The 21,004-nt window shown below is 46.0% G+C and carries 17 protein-coding genes; 16 read left to right on the plus strand and 1 reads right to left on the minus strand.

The features are described 5' to 3' along the window. Positions 1 to 19: 19 nt before the first annotated feature. From MWG26_RS07715 to MWG26_RS07760, 10 genes are all read left to right on the plus strand, one after another. A complete protein-coding gene (locus MWG26_RS07715) occupies positions 20 to 748 on the plus strand; it encodes an NAD(P)-dependent oxidoreductase (RefSeq protein WP_025655438.1) in 729 nt (242 codons plus the stop codon). Beyond that, positions 745 to 1,422: an NAD(P)-dependent oxidoreductase gene (locus MWG26_RS07720; RefSeq protein ID WP_025655439.1), complete on the plus strand. Its 678-nt coding sequence runs from the start codon at positions 745 to 747 to the stop codon at positions 1,420 to 1,422. Before MWG26_RS07715 ends, MWG26_RS07720 begins: the two co-directional genes overlap by 4 nt. A gap of 294 nt (positions 1,423 to 1,716) precedes the next feature. Next, entirely contained in the window at positions 1,717 to 3,318 is a 1,602-nt protein-coding gene (locus tag MWG26_RS07725; protein ID WP_117440711.1) for a response regulator transcription factor, read from the plus strand. Continuing rightward, positions 3,308 to 4,288 carry a sensor histidine kinase gene (locus MWG26_RS07730; protein ID WP_025655442.1) on the plus strand — a complete coding sequence of 327 codons (981 nt, stop codon included), beginning with the start codon at positions 3,308 to 3,310 and terminating at the stop codon, positions 4,286 to 4,288. The genes MWG26_RS07725 and MWG26_RS07730 overlap by 11 nt, the downstream gene beginning before the upstream one ends. A gap of 337 nt (positions 4,289 to 4,625) precedes the next feature. Continuing rightward, positions 4,626 to 5,636, plus strand: coding sequence for a sugar ABC transporter substrate-binding protein (locus MWG26_RS07735; RefSeq protein ID WP_025655443.1), 1,011 nt, complete (start codon positions 4,626 to 4,628; stop codon positions 5,634 to 5,636). 2 nt (positions 5,637 to 5,638) lie between these two features. Further along, positions 5,639 to 7,150: a sugar ABC transporter ATP-binding protein gene (locus MWG26_RS07740; RefSeq protein ID WP_025655444.1), complete on the plus strand. Its 1,512-nt coding sequence runs from the start codon at positions 5,639 to 5,641 to the stop codon at positions 7,148 to 7,150. 10 nt (positions 7,151 to 7,160) lie between these two features. Continuing rightward, positions 7,161 to 8,114, plus strand: coding sequence for an ABC transporter permease (locus tag MWG26_RS07745; RefSeq protein WP_025655445.1), 954 nt, complete (start codon positions 7,161 to 7,163; stop codon positions 8,112 to 8,114). Positions 8,115 to 8,159: 45 nt separating this feature from the next. After that, entirely contained in the window at positions 8,160 to 9,848 is a 1,689-nt protein-coding gene (locus MWG26_RS07750; protein ID WP_025655446.1) for a glycoside hydrolase family 3 N-terminal domain-containing protein, read from the plus strand. Between the two features lie 52 nt (positions 9,849 to 9,900). Then, complete coding sequence (locus MWG26_RS07755) at positions 9,901 to 10,611, plus strand: HAD-IA family hydrolase (RefSeq protein WP_025655447.1); 711 nt, start codon at positions 9,901 to 9,903, stop codon at positions 10,609 to 10,611. 343 nt (positions 10,612 to 10,954) lie between these two features. Beyond that, a complete protein-coding gene (locus MWG26_RS07760) occupies positions 10,955 to 12,886 on the plus strand; it encodes an AAA family ATPase (RefSeq protein WP_025655448.1) in 1,932 nt (643 codons plus the stop codon). A 269-nt stretch (positions 12,887 to 13,155) separates the two neighbouring features. Here the strand turns inward: MWG26_RS07760 and MWG26_RS07765 are convergent, their stop codons facing one another. Then, complete coding sequence (locus MWG26_RS07765; RefSeq protein WP_025655449.1) at positions 13,156 to 14,016, minus strand: class II fructose-bisphosphate aldolase; 861 nt, start codon at positions 14,014 to 14,016, stop codon at positions 13,156 to 13,158. 136 nt (positions 14,017 to 14,152) lie between these two features. Here MWG26_RS07765 and MWG26_RS07770 point away from each other — a divergent pair, with 136 nt between their 5' ends. The 6 genes from MWG26_RS07770 to MWG26_RS07795 all read left to right on the plus strand — a co-directional run bounded on the left by MWG26_RS07770 (position 14,153) and on the right by MWG26_RS07795 (position 20,989). Beyond that, positions 14,153 to 15,199, plus strand: coding sequence for a pyruvate formate lyase family protein (locus MWG26_RS07770; protein WP_244062711.1), 1,047 nt, complete (start codon positions 14,153 to 14,155; stop codon positions 15,197 to 15,199). Positions 15,200 to 15,276: 77 nt separating this feature from the next. Then, positions 15,277 to 16,449, plus strand: coding sequence for an IS256-like element IS256 family transposase (locus tag MWG26_RS07775; RefSeq protein ID WP_000195429.1), 1,173 nt, complete (start codon positions 15,277 to 15,279; stop codon positions 16,447 to 16,449). 61 nt (positions 16,450 to 16,510) lie between these two features. Continuing rightward, positions 16,511 to 17,578 carry a pyruvate formate lyase family protein gene (locus MWG26_RS07780; RefSeq protein ID WP_276519068.1) on the plus strand — a complete coding sequence of 356 codons (1,068 nt, stop codon included), beginning with the start codon at positions 16,511 to 16,513 and terminating at the stop codon, positions 17,576 to 17,578. Positions 17,579 to 17,594: 16 nt separating this feature from the next. After that, positions 17,595 to 18,314: a radical SAM protein gene (locus tag MWG26_RS07785; protein WP_117440710.1), complete on the plus strand. Its 720-nt coding sequence runs from the start codon at positions 17,595 to 17,597 to the stop codon at positions 18,312 to 18,314. Between the two features lie 62 nt (positions 18,315 to 18,376). Beyond that, entirely contained in the window at positions 18,377 to 19,561 is a 1,185-nt protein-coding gene (locus tag MWG26_RS07790; protein WP_025655452.1) for an iron-containing alcohol dehydrogenase, read from the plus strand. Positions 19,562 to 19,564: 3 nt separating this feature from the next. Continuing rightward, entirely contained in the window at positions 19,565 to 20,989 is a 1,425-nt protein-coding gene (locus MWG26_RS07795; RefSeq protein WP_025655453.1) for an L-fucose/L-arabinose isomerase family protein, read from the plus strand. Positions 20,990 to 21,004 lie beyond the last annotated feature (15 nt).

Below are 21,004 nucleotides of genomic sequence, written 5' to 3' on the forward strand. Positions count from 1 at the left end.
AAAGTGAGGTGCTTATATTATGAAAATAACAATTTTAGGCGGTACAGGCTGGCTTGGAGCAGAGATTTCTGCAGAGGCAGTAAAACGGGGGCATGTTGTGGCAGTAGTTTCACGGCATCCGGAAGATATCAAATATACGCTGACTCCGGATGTGGAGTCCCTGAAAGCGGATGCGGGCGATTATACACAGTTGATAGAAACCATTCCGGTAGACAGCGACATAGTCGTTAATTCTCTGATACCTGATCCGTTTCAGCCGGAACAGTTCTCCAATTTATGCAGCAATGTGATACGAGCTTGTAAAGAAATAGGGATCCGAAGGCTGATAGCCATTGGAGATGCGTGCGTGTTTAAAGTGACTCCTGATAAAATGTTAAAAGATACGACGTTTTTGACACCAATGTACAGAACCTGGTTTGGAGAACACGAGAAGACTCATGAGCTCTATCTGAATGAAACAGAGCTTGAATGGGTAGAAATTGCGCCGGCAGCAAAATGTCTTCCGGACAAAGGCGGACAGGAGTATATGATTGCGGAAGATGCGCTTTGCACATTAGATCCGCTGGTTGCTGAGTTAAAGACTCCGGATCCGGATCATTTTCCTTTTGCGGACAGCAGCTATATCTCCACACAGGATTTTGCCCGCGCTGTATTGGATGAGATAGAGCATCCAAAATACAGCGGGAAACGAATCTGTGTGGCGTGGAAGCAAAAACATGAAATGTATTGGGAGGGGGAAGCAAAGTGAAGATCGCTATTTTAGGTGCAAGCGGAAGAGTAGGCAGCAGAATTGCAAAAGAAGCGCTTATGCGCGGACATCAGGTCGTCGGAATTGACGTAAATATAAAAGAAGAATTGAAAAACCAGGTGGAATTCTATAAAATAGATATGGAAGATACAGAAGGTGTTGCGGGGGCAATCCGGGGGTGTGATGTGTATATTTTTGCCGTGATTCCGGTATTAAAAGGCTTAGACAGGATTATTCCCGTAGTTCAGAGTGCAATTGAAGCGTGTAAGATAGCGGGGGTGCCGCGGATGATCTATATCTGCGGAGGCGTTTCCTCGTGGGTGAGGCCCGGAGTGTACATGCTGGATGACCAAAAGGTTCCGGGGCATCGGCAGACCCATAAGGCAAACGATGCGATCATAGGAAGCCATGAGATTGCATTGGAGTACCTGCGGACGGTTCATGATTTCGACTGGTGCTGTCAGACCGCTCCACTGTGGATGGAGGAAAATATGGGGGGACGAACGGGGAAATACCGGATGGGGACGGAATACCCGGTACTGATAGACCCGGAGAATAAAGAGATCAGTATTCAACAGAACTGCCATATTTCTATGGAAGACTTTGCAGTCTGTATGATAGACGAGGTGGAACAGAAACGTCATCACCAATGCAGATATACAGTAGGATATTAAGGTAACAGTTCAGACAGGTCTGAGCATTTACTGCGCAGACCGTGCGGAAACATGGTGGTTGCAGGCATCCTGTCTACGCTCTGCTTCGGTTCGTGCTAAACGTGCGCCACTGGCGTACAGCATCCTTCGCCGCAGCCGAATTCCTATGGGCTGGATGCGTAACAGGTCAGGCTTGCCTGAGCTGTTATATTAAGGAAAAGGCACCCCTGAGGGTGTCTTTTTTGGATTGCTGTGATATACTGAAGACAATCAGCCTTGTGGTGTGGAAAACTATATGTGGACAGGTGAAAACAGATGAAAAATGTAATCATTGCAGATGACGAAGTACATGTAAGAAGCCTATTGAAACATCTGGTGCATTGGGATGAATATGGGCTTAATCTGGCAGGCGAATTTGATAATGCAGAAGATATCATTGAATTTATGCAGCATGAAAAAGTTGATATTGTAGTCACAGATATTATGATGCCGGGACTCAATGGGATTGAGATGATAAAAGAAATCAAGAAACAGCAGATCCAGTGCCGTTTTGTGCTGATAAGCGGGTATCGGGATTTTGAGTTCGCGCAGGCAGCAGTTAAACTCGGCGTATCGGATTATATTCTGAAACCGATCAACGAGGATGAGGTAAATGCGGTCTTAAAATCCCTGGCGGAGGAGAAGAGCGAAGGCGGGGAAGAAGAATTCAGAAGAAAGGCAATCCGTCAGAAGTTCCGTGAGGTTCTGGCGGGAGATACCGCGGTACCGGATCTTGAAACGGTGGAGAAAAAGTATTGTCTTCATTTCCAAAAAGAAGGTGCATTTTTCCGGGTATTGCAGCTGGGTTTCTGCGGCTGCCGTGAGGGAGAAGAGGTTGAGCAGGTGGCAGGCGATATCTGGAATATCCTGCGAAAAAACATTTCTGAATGCTGCGTGGAACAGGAAATGTTTCCGTCTTCCTGGCTTCGCTATAACATCGTGCTTCAGATTAAAGATGATATGAAGAGCCGGATTCTGCGGATCTTGGATACCACCTACCGGGGATTAGTTCAAAATTATAGAGATAATCTTCCGTTTCATCTCTATCTGGGCGTTGGAAAAGCGGTAAATGAGTTAAATGACCTCAGAATATCTATGGTAACCGCTGCGTTTTTCATGAGCGGAAGACTACGGTATGGGGACAGCCGGATGTATGTGGCGGACATTCTTCCACAGGCGGATAAGCTTCTGAGAGAGAACCGCCCAATTGATTCCTCACAGATGCGGCGGTTTGAGAGTTCTGTTGAAGCGATTGACGAGAGCGGAGTGAAACAGGTGATACGGGGCCTGTTTGAGGAATATCAGAAACAGAGTGATCAGAACTATATTCAGTACTTTTATATGGTAACGGAATTGGGGAACCGGCTTGCGGATGTTCTGGGCAGGCTGAATATCCATCCCCGGGAAACCCAGGAAGTGAAACGGCAGCTGCAGAGGCTCTCAGAGAATTGCGATACGATAACAATGCTGAGAAGCGTAACAGAAAAGTTCTGTGTTGATAACATGAATAAATATCTGGCTGGGAAAAAAGACCATGTGCTGGTTTATGTACATTTCGCAAAGCAGTACATTGAAGAACATTATGCGGAAAATATTACCCTGAACAGGATTGCAGAAGAGGCCCATGTGAATCCGGTTTATTTGTCTACCATTTTTAAAGAGAGTACAGGGATCAACTATTCGGCATATCTTACTTCAATCAGGATTGAGAAGGCAAAGGAATTGTTAAAGAAGCTGGATTTGAATATATCTCAGATCGCCAATCAGGTTGGATATGCCAGCACCCGCTATTTCAGCAGGATTTTTGAGCAGGAAAGCGGGATGAAACCAAGTGAGTATCGAAGAATATATTTGAAAGGACTGCGGGATGAAATGTAGAAAATTACTCGGGGGAGACTGCATAAAGCGGGAAAGAAGCATCCTGCATGGTCTTTATATTCAGGCAGGCTTTGCTATAGCAGGAACCTTGTTATTCCTTCTACTGCTTCTGTGGGCCGCTGATTTCAAAACAGCAGTATTGCTTTTGGTGTATTACGTGCTTTTTCTGAGCCTGTTATGGGTTTCTGTCCGTAATACCAGACGTATGCATCGGGTGATCCTGCAAAAGGCAGAGTCAGAGAAGAAAGCGGTGGAGGCAGAACTTGAACAGAAACGCCAGCAGCTGCTTGCGCTGGAAAACCAGATAAATCCCCATTTTCTGTATAATACGCTGGATACGTTCCGTGGGCTTGCGCTTGAGAACGGAGACAGGCATCTAAGCGATATGATAGAAGCTCTTTCGGTGATGTTTAAGTACAGTGTGAATTACGATGTGGAAATGGTTAGTATTAACGCAGAACTGAATTATCTTTCCAAATATATTCAGCTGCAGCAGTTGAGATTTCCAGATCGGTTCGAATATCAGGAGGTGATTAACTGCACACCGGAACAGCTTCTGCTGGAGATGTGTCCTCGGTTTGTGTTGCAGCCGCTGGTGGAAAATGCCATCCGGCATGGCCTGAGAAATGTGCGAAGAGGAGGATGTATTACAGTTTCATTGGAGATCCGGGAAGGTGATTTTTATATTGATGTGGAGGACAATGGGTGTGGTATGAGCCAGCAGCAGGTAGCAAGTATAAATCAGAGATTCAAAAAGCCCGAACAGCCGGAGGATGGAAACAGGACGGCGGAAGGGCAGGAGGATACGAAAGTGAGAAAAGGGCAGGGCGGGATTGGCCTTGGAAATGTAAACAAGCGGATTAAGATGTTCTGCGGGGAAGAGTATGGCCTTAAGGTTATTAGCACGCCGGAGGTGGGAACTCAAATCGTAGTGTGCCTGCCTCTCTATAAGGAGGCAAGAGAAGGATAAGAATTACTATTCACGGGGCCGTGCACCACGCTGCACGGCATCCGAGCCAATAAAGTGATGGGGACGGGCATCTGGCTCCTCGCCACTGGCGACTTTAAATGAGACAGATGCTGTTACTATGCACGGCCCATAGGCCGTGCATAGTAACGAATAAGATATAGACTGCGGCCGTATTGACGGCCGCTTTTTCGATCTCCGAAAAAGTTTTGATTACATACTATGAAAAATGTGACACTTTTCTGAATATAGAGACATTAAAAAGATAACCAAAGATAGATAAAATAAAGACAAATAAAAGATAACTGCATACCAAAAAGCAAAACAGGAGGTTAAGAAAATGAGATTAAAAAAATGGATGGGAATTATTTTATCAGCGGCGATGCTGTTGGCGTTACTGACCGGTTGTTCTTCCAAAAGTCCGGCGGAGGCGGACAGCGGGAGTAAGCAGAGCAGCGAAAGCAAAGAAAAAACCGGTGGAACGGTTGGGATTCTCATTGTTACAAGTGGTTCCCAGTGGTGCAATGACATTGTAGATTCTGTGACAGAAGCGGTAAAAGGGGAAGGGTATGATGTGGTCGTTTCGGACTCGCAGGTCTCTGTTGACAATGAACTGTCCGGGATGGAGAACCTGATTAATTCAGGGTGTAAGGCCATTGTAGTAAATGCCATGAATCCGGCCGGCTTATCAGATCTCTGTAAACAGGCGCAGGAAAAGGGGATTTATATCATAGGATGGTCTGATCTGCTGGTGAACTATGATGCTCTTGTAGAAGAAAACCCGAAAGAGGAAGCGGAACTGATCGCAGATGCCATGGCGGATTTTGTGGATGAAAGTGCAGGAGAGGGCAGTGAAATGGCTGCAATCTGGCTGTCTGACTCTGCAAACCCAGATACGACGGCAGGAGTATTCAAGGAAGCCCTGGAAGCTGAGTTTGAAGAGACATTGGTGAAGGGGAAGGGCGTCAATCTTGTAAACAGCCAGTATGCAACGGATTCCACGAAGGCAATGGATGTTACAGAGGCGATTCTCGCGGCAAACCCAAATGTAAAACTGATTTTCTGCCAAAGTGATGAGATGGGAGTTGCGGTTGCTCAGACACTGGAAGCAAAGGGGATTGGAAAAGACGAGGTTATGGTTTGCGGGCTGGACGGCAGCGAGGAGGCATTGAATGTGATTGCCGGAAATAATTCAACGCTCAGAAGCACAGTTTATGCAAATACAAAACTGATAGGACAGAAAGTCGGAGAGGCAATTTGTAAGTATATGACAGACAATACTGCAGAAAATGTAATCGCAGAATATGTATTAATTAACAGCGATAATGCGTCAGAGTATGTAACTCAATAAGAATGGAAAAAGGAAAGGATAAAACGGTGAAGAAAAAGATATTAGAGTTTCGCCATGTCAGTAAAGTCTATCCTGGAGTCAACGCATTGTCAGATGTTTCCCTTGACTTGTACGAGGGAGAAGTCCTTGCGCTGATGGGCGAGAATGGCGCTGGAAAATCTACACTGGTAAAATGCATTACCGGCGCCAATGAACCTACCTCCGGAACGATCACTGCAGACGGACATGAATATACGAGAATCACACCGGCAGACGCAAGAAGTCTTGGAATTGGGGCGGTTTATCAGGAGTTCACTTTGGTGCCGGAACTGCCGGTAGTAGAGAATGTGTTTATGGGGAATCTGCGTGGAAACGGTATATTGGTAAATAAAAAACAAATGATCCAGGATGCGGAAAAAATCTTTCATGATTTTGGAGTTCCGATTGATCCGATGGCAATGGTAAGTTCCCTCTCTCCGGCTATGATGCAGATTGTAGAGATTGCAAAAGCAGTTTCTTTGAAGACCAGAATTCTAATCCTGGATGAGCCGACGGCGCCTCTTACGGTTAGAGAGGTTGATACACTGTTTTCTATCATCCGCAAGTTAAAGAAAGACGGTGTGTCTATCGTATATATCAGCCATAGAATGGAAGAAATTTTCGAAATTACGGACCGTGTTGTTGTCATGCGCGACGGATGCTACATCTGTGAAATGGAGACGGAGATGACTTCCAGACCGGAACTGATCCGCGCCATGATTGGGAGGAAACTAGATGACATTACGTACCCACACAGTTACTGCGCGAAGGATGAAGTTGTTCTTAAAGCAGACAATGTAAGCGGTAATGGCGTCAGTAACATCAGCTTCGAACTGCACAGAGGAGAAATCTTAGGCTTCGCCGGACTGGTGGGCGCCGGCAGGACAGAACTCATGAGCGTACTATTTGGCGACGTGAGAAAAGAGAATGGCAGGATATATATCCATGGAGAAGAGGTGGATATCAGGCATCCATATGAGGCTATTAAAGTGGGCATTGGACTCCTGCCGGAGGACAGAAAGGGCAAAGGGCTCCTCCTTGATAAGCCTGTATTTGCCAACATCACACTTTCCAGCCTGATGAAGTACTGTAAAATGGGGAAAATCAATAAGGCAAAAGAACAGGAGCATGTGCAGGAATATGTAGAAACACTGAAGATCAAGACCCCCGGTATCTGGCAGGAGGCACAGTATCTTTCTGGCGGTAACCAACAGAAGCTGATCGTGGCGAAATGGCTGGATGTTGACAGTGATATCCTGATTTTTGATGAGCCTACCAGAGGAATTGATGTGGGAGCAAGATTCGAGATCTATCAATTGATGCATGAACTTGTTGAAAGCGGAAAATCGATTATTATGGTATCTTCGGATTTTGAAGAATTAGTTGGAATGTCAGACCGCATTATCATCCTTGCTGAGGGGCAGCTTGCGGGAGAGGCAGGCAGTGAGGAGTTTGATAAAGAAATACTGCTGGATTTGGCATCCGGCAGCCGCTAAGGAGAAAAATATGAATACAACAGTGTTGATAAAAATAAAAAAATTTGTCGCGCAGATTCTGCTATTGCTTATTATCATTATTTTTGCGGCAATGAAACCGGCTACGTTTTTTACGCTGGAGAATTTACTTACCATTATAAGACAGGTAGCTACCATGGGTATCGTAGCATTGGGTGTCTCATTCCTGATGCTGACCGGCAGCCTTGATTTTTCGGTCGGAAAAGTTTACGCATTTGCAGGCGTGGTGTGTGCACTTTTGTATAAAGCAGGAATATCAATATGGATATCGGTGCTGATCTCTGTACTGGCCTGCATAGGAATCAGCATGATAACAGGGTATATTTCCATGAAATTTGGCATTCCGATGCTGATCGTATCGATTGCGATGATGCAGGTAGTGGATGGGCTGAACATGATTTTAACGGACGGAGCTACCATATACGGGCTGCCGGAGAGTATCAAATTCCTTGGACAGAACTATATCCTGGGGATTCCTGTGGCAGTCATCGTGTTTGCCGTGCTGGCCCTGATTGTGGCATTCATATTAAATAAAACATATCTCGGGCGATACTTATTCGCGGTAGGCGGCAATAATGAGACAGCGCGGCTCTCAGGCATCCATGTGAATAAAATCAAAATGATTGCAAGCATACTCTGTGGATTCCTGACAGGAATCGCCGGCATTATTATGATGTCCCGTTCTTTTTCGGGAAGTCCCTATAGCGGGAGCAATATAGGAAATGACGTAATCAGCGCTGCGGTTCTCGGCGGTGTCTCCATCTCAGGAGGAACCGGAAAGACCAGCGGTGTTGTAACGGGCGTATTGATTATCGGGGTACTTTCCCAGGGGCTCGTTATGATCGGCCTGAGCAGCAACTATCAGAATATGATCAAAGGTGCAGTTCTTATTCTGGCGGTTATTATGGATACACGGTCGAAAATTGTGAAGAAGGCAAGTGTATAACAATGCTATGAATATAAGAACGATGAAAAGCGGAGAAAAACAAAAATGACAGACTTAAGTAAAACACCCTTTCATTTGGGAAAAACACAGCAGGAATGGGTAAAAAAGACATTAGGCCAGATGTCTGTGGAGGAGAAGGCCGGACAATTGTTCCTGGTGATCGGCCAGTCGGATCATGATGAGGATATCCTGGATATGTACCGGGAATTTCAATTTGGCGGGATCATGTATCGGCCGGACCGGGCAGACAAATTAAAGAATAGAAATGATAAACTACAGGCGCTGGCGAAGATCCCTGTGCTGATTGCAGCGAATCTGGAGGCAGGCGGAAGCGGCGCCGTACTGGAGGGGACAAACTTTGCAAGCCAGTTGGAAGCGGCAGCCACCGGTGACGTCCGCCAGGCATATCATCTGGGAGATATCAGTGCTCGGGAAGGGAGCGCGGTCGGAGTGAATCTGGCTTTTGCCCCTGTATGTGATATCGACAGAAACTGGCGGAACCCAATTACGAATACAAGAACCTATGGAAGTGATCCGGAAATTGTCCTCAGTATGTGTGAGGCGTATATGGACGGTGCAGCGAAGAATGGCGTTGCAGTCTCAATCAAGCATTTCCCGGGGGATGGCTGTGATGAACGGGATCAGCATCTGGTAGCATCCGTCAATGACTTAAGCTGTGAAGAATGGGATGCCACCTATGGGAAGATATATAAAAGCCTGATAGAAAAAGGCGCCCAGACCGTGATGGCAGGACATATCCTGCAGCCCGCATACAGCCGCAATTTTAGTCCGGAGCTTACAGAGGAGCAGATACTTCCGGCCTCCTGTTCTAAAGAACTGGTTCAGGGCCTGCTGAGGGGAAAACTTGGATTTCAGGGAGTTGTCCTTACCGATGCCGCAAATATGCTTGGCTACTGCACAGCTATGAAACGAAGAGATCTGATACCGACAACAATCAATGCCGGCGTTGATATGATACTATTTGGCAAGAACCTTGCGGAAGATCTTTCCTATCTGATCGATGCAGTGCGTACAGGAGTCGTGAGCGTGGAGCGGCTTGATGAGGCAGTGACGCGTGTTCTGGCATTGAAAGCTTCTCTGGGGCTTCACGAAAAGAAACATTTTACTGCGGACAATTACCGCGGGCTGATCGCCGCACCAGAATCTTTGAGGCTGGCAGCAGAGTGTGCGGATCAGGCAATTACATTAGTAAAGGATACGCAGAATCTGCTCCCGGTTACGCCAAAAAAGCACAGACGGGTATGGCTCCATGTAAACGGGGATAAGCCGGGATTTACCGGCGGCAGCCGCTGCCGGGAAATGGTCATTCGCGCTTTGCAGAAGGCGGGATTTGAGGTAGATGTCTATGATGCCGAACATACAACAATGGAAGAGACAGTCGTTTCTACGGAGGAGATTGCGAAGAAATATGATGTCATCATGTATTTTTCCAATATCATCAATGCCAGTTACCAGACAACAGCCCGGATTCAATGGCAGGGCGCAGTGGCGCAGGAGGGACCGTATTTTGTAAAAGAGGTTCCTACCCTGATGGTATCTCTGGGAAATCCATATGGATTTGCAGATGCACCCATGATTCCGACCATTATCAACACATACCACGTATCCCAGACAATCATCGATATGGTAGTCGAAAAGATCATGGGCAGGAGTCCTTTTAAAGGCATTTCTCCTGTAGATCCTTTCTGTGGAATGTTTGGAACCACCCTATAGCAAAAATAAAGGAAAGGGGCGGGAAGGATACCTTCCCGTCAATAACATAGTCATGAAATGGAAAGGAATCATTTTTGATCTGGACGGCGTCCTCTGTTCTACTGATCAATACCACTATATGGCGTGGAAGCGGGTGGCAGATCAGCTGCCGGTTTACTTTGATGAGGAGATCAACCAAAGGTTAAGAGGCGTGTCCAGAGCGGAGAGTCTGGAGATTATTCTGGAAAAATATACAGGAACGCCTCTACATACGTTAGAAAAACAAAAGATACTTGCAGAAAAGAATCAGATATACAGGACGGCACTGGAGCAGATGAATGAGCAGGATCTGTCCGCAGAGGTGCGCGATACGATTTTAAGACTGCGGGAAAAAGGGTACTCTCTAGCGGTTGGGTCCTCCAGCAAGAATGCACGGTTCATTTTGGGGCGTTTGGGCCTGTACGCAGCGTCTGCCGGGCATACCGGAAAAGAGGCAGACATGACAATTGAAAAAAAGACAGGTCTGGCTAATGTATTCGATGCGATAATAGATGGTACTCAGATCACACATTCAAAACCTCACCCGGAAGTATTTCAAAAGGCTGCCGCAGAACTCGGATTAAAACCAAAGGACTGCCTGGTAGTGGAGGATGCCGCCGCCGGAGTGGAGGCGGCACATAGGGCCGGGATGGAGGCTGCCTGCTTGGGACAGGCGGGAAAAGATCATTTAGGGGATTATAACCTGGAGAACTTTAAGGATATTTTAAGCGTCTTGAATGAATGATATATACGTATATTGATAATTATGAATTTTTGACGCGGCGTGGACCGGCAGATGCCGGATCTGCCTCGTCATTTGTGTTCCTGCTATGTCAACGAGTCTAAGTTCGTTGGCTGTTTGAATCTGCATCATCAGGCACTGCGGCATTTTCCGTCTTTGAATCTGAATGCTGGTCTGATAGCTATTTATAAAAGAACTCTTCATCTTTGCAGCAAACAACAGATATACAAAACAGGGAGGGCAAACAGTAACAACAGCAAAAAATGTTTCGAAAAGAAATACATAGAAGGTTGCTATTTGAAACATATTGGGTTATACTAAAGAAAAAGGAAAGGTGTGGCCCGAGATGAAAACAAAGTTTCATGAATATCTGGTCTTATTTCGGAAGCAGAGAGGATATACGCAGGTACAGATGGCGGAGAAACTGGAGATTTCCCGTTCCACCTACACGAATTATGAAATCGGGAACCGTTCCCCGGATTTGGAGACTCTGGAGAGAATCAGCGAAGTATTGGAATGCTCCCTGGATGAATTGTTCGGAAGAGCACCGGCACGCACAGCGGATACGGTTAGGGAAGCACCGGGGTCTTATAGAGCGGCCTCAAAAAAAGCTCAGAAGGTAAAGGAAAGAAAACTGGCAATTGGACTGCAGGATTTCCGCAGGTTACGTGAAAAGAATGGCTACTATGTAGACAAGACACAGTTGATAGAGAAGTTTTTGGAATCCGAATATCAGATTACACTGCTTACCCGACCAAGACGTTTTGGGAAGACGCTGAATATGTCTATGCTGTCAGAGTTTCTGGATTGTACAAAGCGCTCGGAAGATCTGTTTGCAGGCATGAAAGTCAGTGAGAGTTGTGTATTGGGAGAGATGAACAGGCATCCTGTTATTTTTGTTTCATTTCTTAATGTAAAAGGAGATACGGCAGATGGAATGCTGTACCAGTTAAAGTGTGTGCTCAGGGAAGAATACCAAAGGCAATTTGCTGTACTGGATGATGGAACACTTTCGGGCGAGCAGAGAAAAGAGCTGGATAATATTTACGAAGGATTGTGGCAGTCTCCTGATGCCATAGAGGCGGACAACTGCATCAGCAGGTCTGTTATCGTACTGTGCCAGGCACTGGAGCGGTATTACGGTAAGAAGGTATATCTCCTGATTGATGAGTATGATACGCCATTTATTGCTGCCAATGCCGGAGGATATTATGATGAGGTGAGAGGAATCCTAGCAGGCATGCTGAGCGCCTCTTTAAAAGGGAATCCGGCGCTGGAGAAGGCGATGCTTACGGGGATTCAGCGGGTGGCAAAGGAGAATATTTTTTCGGGACTGAATAACCTGGCAGTTTGTACAGTCTGTGATGAGGAGTACTCGGACTGCTTTGGGTTCACTGAGGAGGAGACCGGAGAATTGCTGGAGTACTACGGCTTGGAGCTGTCAGAAGATATCAGGTTAATGTATGACGGCTACAGGTTCGGATCAACAGAAGTTTACAATCCATGGTCTGTCACATTTTATGCAGTAAGAAAAAAGCTGGAGCCATATTGGGTGAATACAAGTGAAAATAGTATGATCAAGAACGCACTTGACCAGAGAGGAGAGAAGTTTGCCTCTGCCTACAAGAAACTGATCGAAGAAGGTTCGGTCAATGTCAGGGCAGAGCTGGCAACATCTTATTATGAGGAGCCGGACGATGCTTCCCTCTGGGGCATGCTGATCAATGCAGGGATGGTAACGGTTCAGGAAGAATTAGAGGAAGGCTTCTGCCGTCTGCGGATACCAAATTATGAGGTGCGCAGGGCGTTTCAGGATTTGACTGCCTTCTATCTGAACTTAGAAGAAGGGCATATCGCAAGTATGCTGAGGTATCTGAGGCTGGGGGATATGGAAGAGTTTGCCGAGGAGTACCAGTGGATACTTCTGGATCTCCCGTCCTGCCATGACCTGAAAAGCGAGAACAGCTATCACATGATGATGCTTGGCATGTGCGCGTTCCTGTATAGATATTATGACGTGAAAAGCAATCGGGAAAGCGGGTCGGGCAGAAGCGATATTCTTCTCTATGCGAAGAAACCGGAACTGCCCCATATGATTCTGGAATTCAAATATACCAAAGAGGAATCACAGAATTTGAAAGAACTTGCGCAGGGAGCGGTTGAACAGATCAAAGCGAAGAAATACGGTGCAGGCATGACCGGGCCGGTATATTACATTGGACTTGCACATTTTGGGAAGAATGTAGAAATGGAGTGGGAGAAAGCGGTGATTGAATAAGGGAATCCCCGTATAATATTTGAGTCAGTAAGGCGGTATATTCTGATGGTATGGCCGGTTTGCCAGGATTATGACGAAAGCTGCCATGTACAAAGCGATATTTTTGTACATGGCAGTTTTCTTTTGTATAAGGGGGACAAAAAATCCCGGGCTTTTCCGTCCCCTTTCGGTTTCTATGTAAGCGCACTTCATTAACGCAGGACGCATTCGGTTTTTAAACTTTACTGCGAACCCGCCTGCATGGGCTTGTGTTACGGGGTGCCCTTTGGTTATAAGATATTCTGATTCAAAAGTCTCATTCTCTGTTCTACCACTTCACTGATTGCCTCTTTTCCAGCCTGGAATGTAGTAGTTACATTGTACCGGAAATCTTCTGCCTGCTGTACTTCGGCAATCCTCTTAGCCGCTGCTGTCACCAGATCTGTAGCTATATTTATCTTCGCAATTCCATGGTTTACAGCTTCAGCAATCTTATCCTGCGGAGTGCCGCTGCCGCCATGCATGACGAGTGGGATAGACACTTTCTTTTCGATTTCCATTAATCTTTGTATATTAATTTCAGGCTTAAATGACTTAGGATATGCGCCATGCATGGTTCCAATGGAAACAGCCAGTGCGTCAATGCCGGTCTGCTCTGCAAAGTAAGCCGCTTCATCCGGATCTGTCTGAAAGGACTCCTCGACCGTTACATCCTCGTCCCCTTCATTGCCAGGGAGCCTCCCGAGTTCCGCTTCTACACTGACACCTGCAGCATGAGCGACCTTCACAACTTCTTTTGTAAGGCGGATGTTCTCTTCCAGAGGAAAACGTGATGCATCAATCATGACAGATGAGTAACCTGCCACAATAGCCTGCACAATGGCATCGTAGGAACGGAAGTGGTCTGCGTGCAGTGCAATCGGAACATCCACAGTTTTTGCAACACTCTCGGCGATACGCGCAACATTCGCAAAGCCTCCCATAGATATTGCTTCACCTTCGCCGATAATATAGATAGCGGGCAGGCCAAGCTTCTGCGCAGTGTCTGCTATAGCTTTGGCAGAATCATAATTCCAGATCATAAATCCTCCAACTGCGCATTTGTTTGTACGTGCATTCTTTAGCATTTGGGTCATTGGTACAAGTGTCATAATAAGTGCCTCCTTTAAATTAATTAATTTTTCTTCACGAGGTGTATTGACAGATACAGAACTCGTTGCTATAATTGTATTATCGTTCATATTAACGTTCATGTCAATACCTTTTTTGAAAGTGAGGTAAAAAATAATGACGGAAGAGATTAAAGATATTAAAAAGTATATAATAAACAAAAAACATGTGAAATTTAGATTTAATGCAGAAGAAACGGAAAAATCATCTATAAGAAAAAGCTCGGAAATATGCGGGATTGACAGGGGAACGCTGCAGAACCGCAAGAAGGTGCGCCTGTGTTCGCTGCTGGAAGCGGAAAAGCCGGCGTTCATACCCGGGATGAACCTTGTATTTATGCGAACAACGATTACAAACGGGTGTATCGTTAATACAGAAGAGGAAAAAGAGCTTAGAAATCTATATTATTTACATGAGAAGGGGCACGTATGTAATATCTCTCCCGATTACAGCGGGATATTGGCAGAGGGGTTCCAAAGGCTGGAAAGAAAAATTGCAGCAGCAAGGGAAGCACTGAAAGTTTCTGATAAAGATACAGCGGATAAATATGAATATGCAGATATACTCGAAGAGATTATTGAAAGTATTTATGCATTTGTTGAGAAATATGCCGCCGCACTTGAGAGTGACGGGCGCGGGGAAAAAGCAGAGTCTTTGAGAAGAAGCGTCCGCTCCGGTGCGGAAAGTTTTCCCGAGGCGCTCCAGCTGTTGCGGCTCCTCCATTATCTGGCATGGCTGGAGGGAGAATACCATATCGGGCTTGGACGGTTTGACCAATATCTGTATCCATATTACAGACAGGATCGTGAACTTGGCAGGATAACGGAAGATGAAGCGCTTTCATACATAGAAGAATTCTTCTTGTCCTGCAACATTGATAATGACCTGTATCCCGGAGTCCAGCAGGGAGACAACGGACAGAGCCTGATGCTGGGAGGTGTGGACACAGAGGGGAATGACTGCTTCAACGAATTGTCTAAGCTGTGTCTGCAGGCCAGCAGGGAACTGAAGCTGATTGATCCGAAAATCAATCTGAGAGTGAACAGCAGGACGAAAATAAGTCAATACGAGGAAGCCACCAGACTGACAAAAGCAGGGCTGGGATTTCCTCAATACTCAAACGATGATGTTGTAATTCCGGATAAAGTCCGTATAATTGTGTAAAAGTAAAAAGGCCATATAACAGTCCTTTTACGGTACAATGTTTTTAACGACAAAAACATACCCAGGAGGACTTTTACATGACCCAAGTACATTTTACACTGAAAAGCGAAGAGATTCAAAGCATTATTGAATATTCTGTAAAGGATGACGTTTCTAAAAATATTTTAACAACGGTATTTAATCAACTAATGGAAAATCAACGAACAGAATATATTCAAGCAAAAGAATATGAACGAACAGAAAACCGACAAAGTCAACGAAATGGCTATTATGAGCGCAGCTTTACGACACGTGTAGGCACGCTAGAATTAAAAGTACCCAGAACACGTGATGGCCATTTTTCACCCACAGTGTTTGAACGTTATCAACGAAACGAAAAAGCCCTCATGGCTTCAATGTTGGAAATGTATGTATCAGGCGTTTCAACTCGTAAAGTATCAAAAATTGTGGAAGAACTTTGTGGTAAATCCGTCTCTAAGTCCTTCGTTTCTAGCTTAACAGAACAGCTAGAACCTATGGTTAACGAGTGGCAGAATCGTTTATTATCAGAAAAAAATTATCCTTACTTAATGACCGATGTACTCTATATAAAAGTACGAGAAGAAAATCGAGTACTCTCAAAAAGCTGTCATATAGCGATTGGAATAACCAAAGATGGCGACCGTGAAATTATCGGCTTCATGATTCAAAGTGGCGAAAGCGAAGAGACCTGGACAACATTTTTTGAATACCTAAAAGAACGCGGTTTACAAGGTACGGAACTCGTTATTTCTGATGCGCACAAAGGATTAGTCTCTGCCATTAGAAAATCCTTCACCAACGTAAGTTGGCAAAGATGCCAAGTTCACTTCCTAAGAAATATCTTTACCACCATTCCTAAAAAAAATTCAAAATCTTTCAGAGAAGCTGTTAAAGGAATTTTTAAGTTCACAGATATTAACTTAGCGCGTGAGGCTAAAAATCGATTGATTCATGATTATATCGATCAACCAAAATATTCAAAAGCTTGCGCATCATTGGATGATGGATTCGAAGACGCCTTTCAATATACCGTACAAGGAAATTCCCACAATCGACTAAAGAGTACCAATCTAATTGAACGACTGAATCAAGAAGTACGCAGAAGAGAAAAGATTATTCGCATCTTCCCCAATCAAACATCAGCCAATCGCTTAATTGGAGCCGTTCTTATGGACCTACATGATGAATGGATTTATTCTTCAAGAAAATACATCAATTTTGATAAGTAGAAATGGTAAAAACATTGTATAGCATTTTACACAGGAGTCTGGACTTGACTTAATTCCGGCACTGCTGCGCTGGGGATATGAACCGGAGGATGCGCGCAGCTATACGGTAGCGGCCTGCTGGGAGTTCATCATACCGGGAAAAGGAATGGATATCCCCAATATTGAAGCCGTATCATTCCCGAAAATCGTAAACCGGTGTGCAGAGAAATATCTGGCCGATACAGACAGCATGGAGCAGTTCTGCGAGATGTTTCTCAGGGAACTAAAGGCAGAAGTGGACAGTATTACGGAGAAAGTAGATTCTGTTTTTATGTTTCCAGCCCCATATCTATCCATGCTGATGGAGGGATGTGCGGAGAACCTCCGGGATATCTGCGAGGGAGGGATCTATAACAACTATGGGCTACATGGAACGGGAATAGCATGTGCCGCAGATTCTTTATATGCACTTGAGAAGTTTTACTACGAAGACAGAAGGATTTCGGCGGATCAACTGGTACACGCAGTACAGGAGGACTTTTCCGGTGAGGAGGATTACCTAAAGCTGGTGAGGGAAGAGATGCACCATATGGGAGACGGGGATCCGGAAGTAGACAAATACGGAATCTGGCTCCTGGATACATTTGCAAAGGAAGTGGAAGGGAGAAAAAACAAGCTGGGGGGTATATACCGGGCAGGAACTGGTTCCGCGATGTATTATATACGTCATGCAGAGGAACTTGGGGCTTCTCCGGACGGCAGACGGAAAGGAGAATATTTCCCGGCGAATTATTCACCCGGACTTTCTGTTAAGACCAAGGGGCCGTTATCTGTAATTAAGTCATTTACGGCGCCGGATTTAAGTAAGGCAGCAAACGGAGGTCCGCTGACACTGGAGTTCCATGACAGTGTATTCAGGGGAGAAGACGGGATAAAAAAGGTGGCGGCGCTCGTGCAGTTGTTCGTGAAAAATGGCGGACATCAACTTCAGCTGAATGCCATCAATGCAGGTACACTGAAGGATGCACAGAAAAATCCCGAAAATTACCGGAACCTGATCGTAAGAGTCTGGGGATGGAGCGCTTATTTTGTAGAGCTGGATAAAGTTTACCAGGATCATCTGATACGAAGAGCGGAATATACCGTATAAAAACAGGGGATTAGGTATGAAGTCAGGAAGAATATTTGATATAAAGGAATTTGCCGTATATGACGGAGCGGGAATCAGGGTGACTTATTTCCTGCAGGGATGCCCTTTGAGATGCGAGTGGTGTCACAATCCGGAAGGCCAGGCAATGGAAGGCGGAAAAGTAAGAACCTCCGGGGAGGTTATTCGCGAGATCCTGGAGTATGCCTCTCTGTGGCAGGACTGTGAGGGGGGCGTCACATTTTCCGGCGGGGAGCCGCTGATGCAGGCAGGATTTCTGCTTGAGATTCTGGAGGGAATCGGAAATGTTTCAAAAGCGGTAGAGACTTCCGCCGCAGTATCAAAGGAGATATTCCAAAGCGTGCTGAATAGAGTGGACTTCGCTTATGTAGATTTGAAAATATATGATGAAGTATTACATATGCGTTATACAGGGTTAGGAAACCAGCTTATATTAGAGAACATACGGTGGCTGGCAGATACGGATATTCCATGTATCATACGGATTTCGATGATTCCCGGCGTGAGCGCAACGGAAGTGAATTACAGGCAGACGGCCTCTTTTCTGGCGGATCTGCCCAGAAAGCTGCCGTTGGAGCTTCTTCCCTATAATACGCTGACAAAAGCCAAATATGACGCGGTTGGGCGGGAGTACAGCATTCAATTTCCGGAAGAAGGGCCCGTCTGTGACGATGTGCAGATTTTCCGAAGATGCGGATTATCTTGCAGGATATTATAAAAAGGTCTGCCATGCCTTCATACATGGCTTTAAATAAAAAAGAAAAAAAGGAGTTGATGACAATGCAAAATTTTGAATTTCGGAATCCTACGAAGATTATCTTTGGAAAAGGAACGGAAAATGAAGTAGGAAAAGAATGCAGCCGATATTCAAAAAAAGTTCTGCTGCATTACGGTAAAGGAAGCGTCGTACGCAGCGGGCTGCTTGACCGTGTGAAGAAATCACTGGAAGCAGCGGAAGTAGGGTATGTAGAGTTAGGAGGCGTACAGCCAAATCCGAGGATCAGCCTGGTCAGGAAGGCGATTGCACTTTGCAAGAGGGAAGATGTCGGATTTATCCTGGCAGTGGGCGGCGGAAGTGTAATTGATTCTGCAAAAGCTACGGCAATGGGGCTGAAGTATGACGGGGATGTGTGGGATCTGTATGCAAAGACTGCAGAGCCGCAGGGGGCCGTGGGGGTGGGCGTAGTCCTGACCATTCCGGCGGCAGGAAGTGAATCCAGCAATTCCTCTGTTTTGACAAATGAAGAGGAAGGGTTGAAGCGTTCCTGCGATTCCGATGATATTTACCCGAAGTTCTCAATACTGAACCCGGAACTGACCTATTCCATGCCGAAATATCAGATCGCATGCGGCAGTGTGGACATCATGGCGCATATTATGGAGCGTTACTTTACCCAGACCATGCATAACAGTGTATCGGACCGCATGGCGGAGGCGCTTCTGAGGAATATGATAGAGTTTGCGCCAAAGGCCTTGGAAGAGCCGTTAAATTATGATTACCGTGCAGAGGTCATGTGGAACGGCACGCTGGCTCACAATAATCTGATTAACTGCGGCAGACAGGCAGACTGGGCAAGCCACCCGATCGAGCACGAACTGAGCACGGAATATGATATGGCGCATGGCGGCGGGCTGGCAATTGTTTATCCGGCATTTATGAAATACGTTTATAAGCAGAGACTTTCTCAATTCATCCGCTTTGCAACAGCTGTCTGGAATGTGGAATATGACAGAAACGATCCTGCGGCAACCGCATATGAAGGAATCGTGAGGCTGGAAAGATTCTTCCGATCCCTCGGGCTTCCTACTACCCTGGAGGATGCGGGTCTTGACTATGATGACGCAAAGCTGCGCTTTCTGGCGGAACGCTGTGACAGAAATGAACTGGGAAAAGTCGGGCACTTTGTGGAGTTAGAGACAGACGATGTGGAAAAGATTTATCATTTAGCAAAAAAGGAGGGATAAGTTATGGCGGACACAACAGTGAAGATCGGGTATGCAGCTACAAGAAGAGGCTGTTTTACCCATCCGGAGGGAAAGGAATACCGGGAGAAAATCAAAGAAACCGTTGCAGGCTGGGGCGCAGAGCTGGTTGATATCGGCGGTATCAATGAAGAAGGACTGCTTGTTAAACCGGCAGACGTGGAGAAAGCCGTGAAAGTATTCAAAGATGCAGATGTGGATGGAATCTTTATCGCCAACTGCAATTTTGGAGAAGAATCTGTGGCAGCCATGGTTGCAAAAGAACTTAACAAGCCAATTCTGCTGTGGGGACCGAGGGACAATACCCCGGCGCCGGATGAGGACCGCACCAGGGATACACAGTGCGGGCTGTTTGCAATCGGCAAGGCATTACGCCGTTATAATCTGCCGTTCACCTACATTCCCAATGTAGCACTGGAAGATCCCACATTTGAAAGAGGCTACAAGTCATTTGCGGCAGTATGTTCGATCGTTAAGAACTTCAAAAAGACCAGAATACTGCAGATCAGCACCCGCCCGCAGCCGTTCTGGAGCGTGATATGCAACGAAGGCGAGCTGGTAGAAAAATTTGGGATTGAAGTATTCCCGGTTACAATCCAGGATGTAAAAGACATGACAGAAGAACTGGAGAAAACGGACAGTCCTCTGGTAAAGGAAGCAAGGGCTCGTTTTGAAAACAGCCTTTCTTTGGGCGGCATTTCAGAGGAACAGTTACTAAACAGCGTCCGCCTCTACGTGGCAGTGAAAGAATTGTGCAGGATCAACGGATGCAATTCCGTAGCAATCCACTGCTGGGGGCCGCTCCAGAAAGCGGTTAAGTCGGCAACATGCACCGTAAACAGCCTCCTGACGGAAGACGGGATACCGGTTGCCTGCGAAACAGATATTCATGGCGCAATTACATCTATTATTTTGCAGTCAGCGGTATTCTGCACGAAATCTATTTTCTTTGCAGACCTGACAATCCGCCATCCGGAAAATGATAACGCAGAACTTTTGTGGCATTGCGGCAACTTCCCGCCTTCACTGGCAATAGAAGGGGCGGAACACAAAGTGGAACTGCTGTGCCAGGATCTGGGTCCGATGCCGACGCAGAACCATTGGGAAATCAAGCATGGCGATATGACAATATGCCGGTTTGATGGAGACCATGGCGAATATCAATTACTCATCGGGGAAGGAAAAGGAGTGGAAGGACCGAAGACACGGGGAACCTACAGCTGGTTTGAAGTAAATGACTGGCCGATGTGGGAGGAGCACCTAGTAAAAGGTCCTTACATCCACCACTGTGCAGGCGTACATGGAAAAGTTGCACATATCTTGTATGAGGCCTGCAAGTACATTGGCGTGAATGCCGACCCGGTTTCCCCCACAAAAGAGGAAATAGAAGCTTACTGGAGAGGGAGATAAGATCGGAGGAAACAT

Source organism: Faecalicatena contorta (assembly GCF_022835095.1).
In the GTDB taxonomy this organism is placed as follows: Bacteria; Bacillota; Clostridia; order Lachnospirales; family Lachnospiraceae; genus Faecalicatena; species Faecalicatena contorta.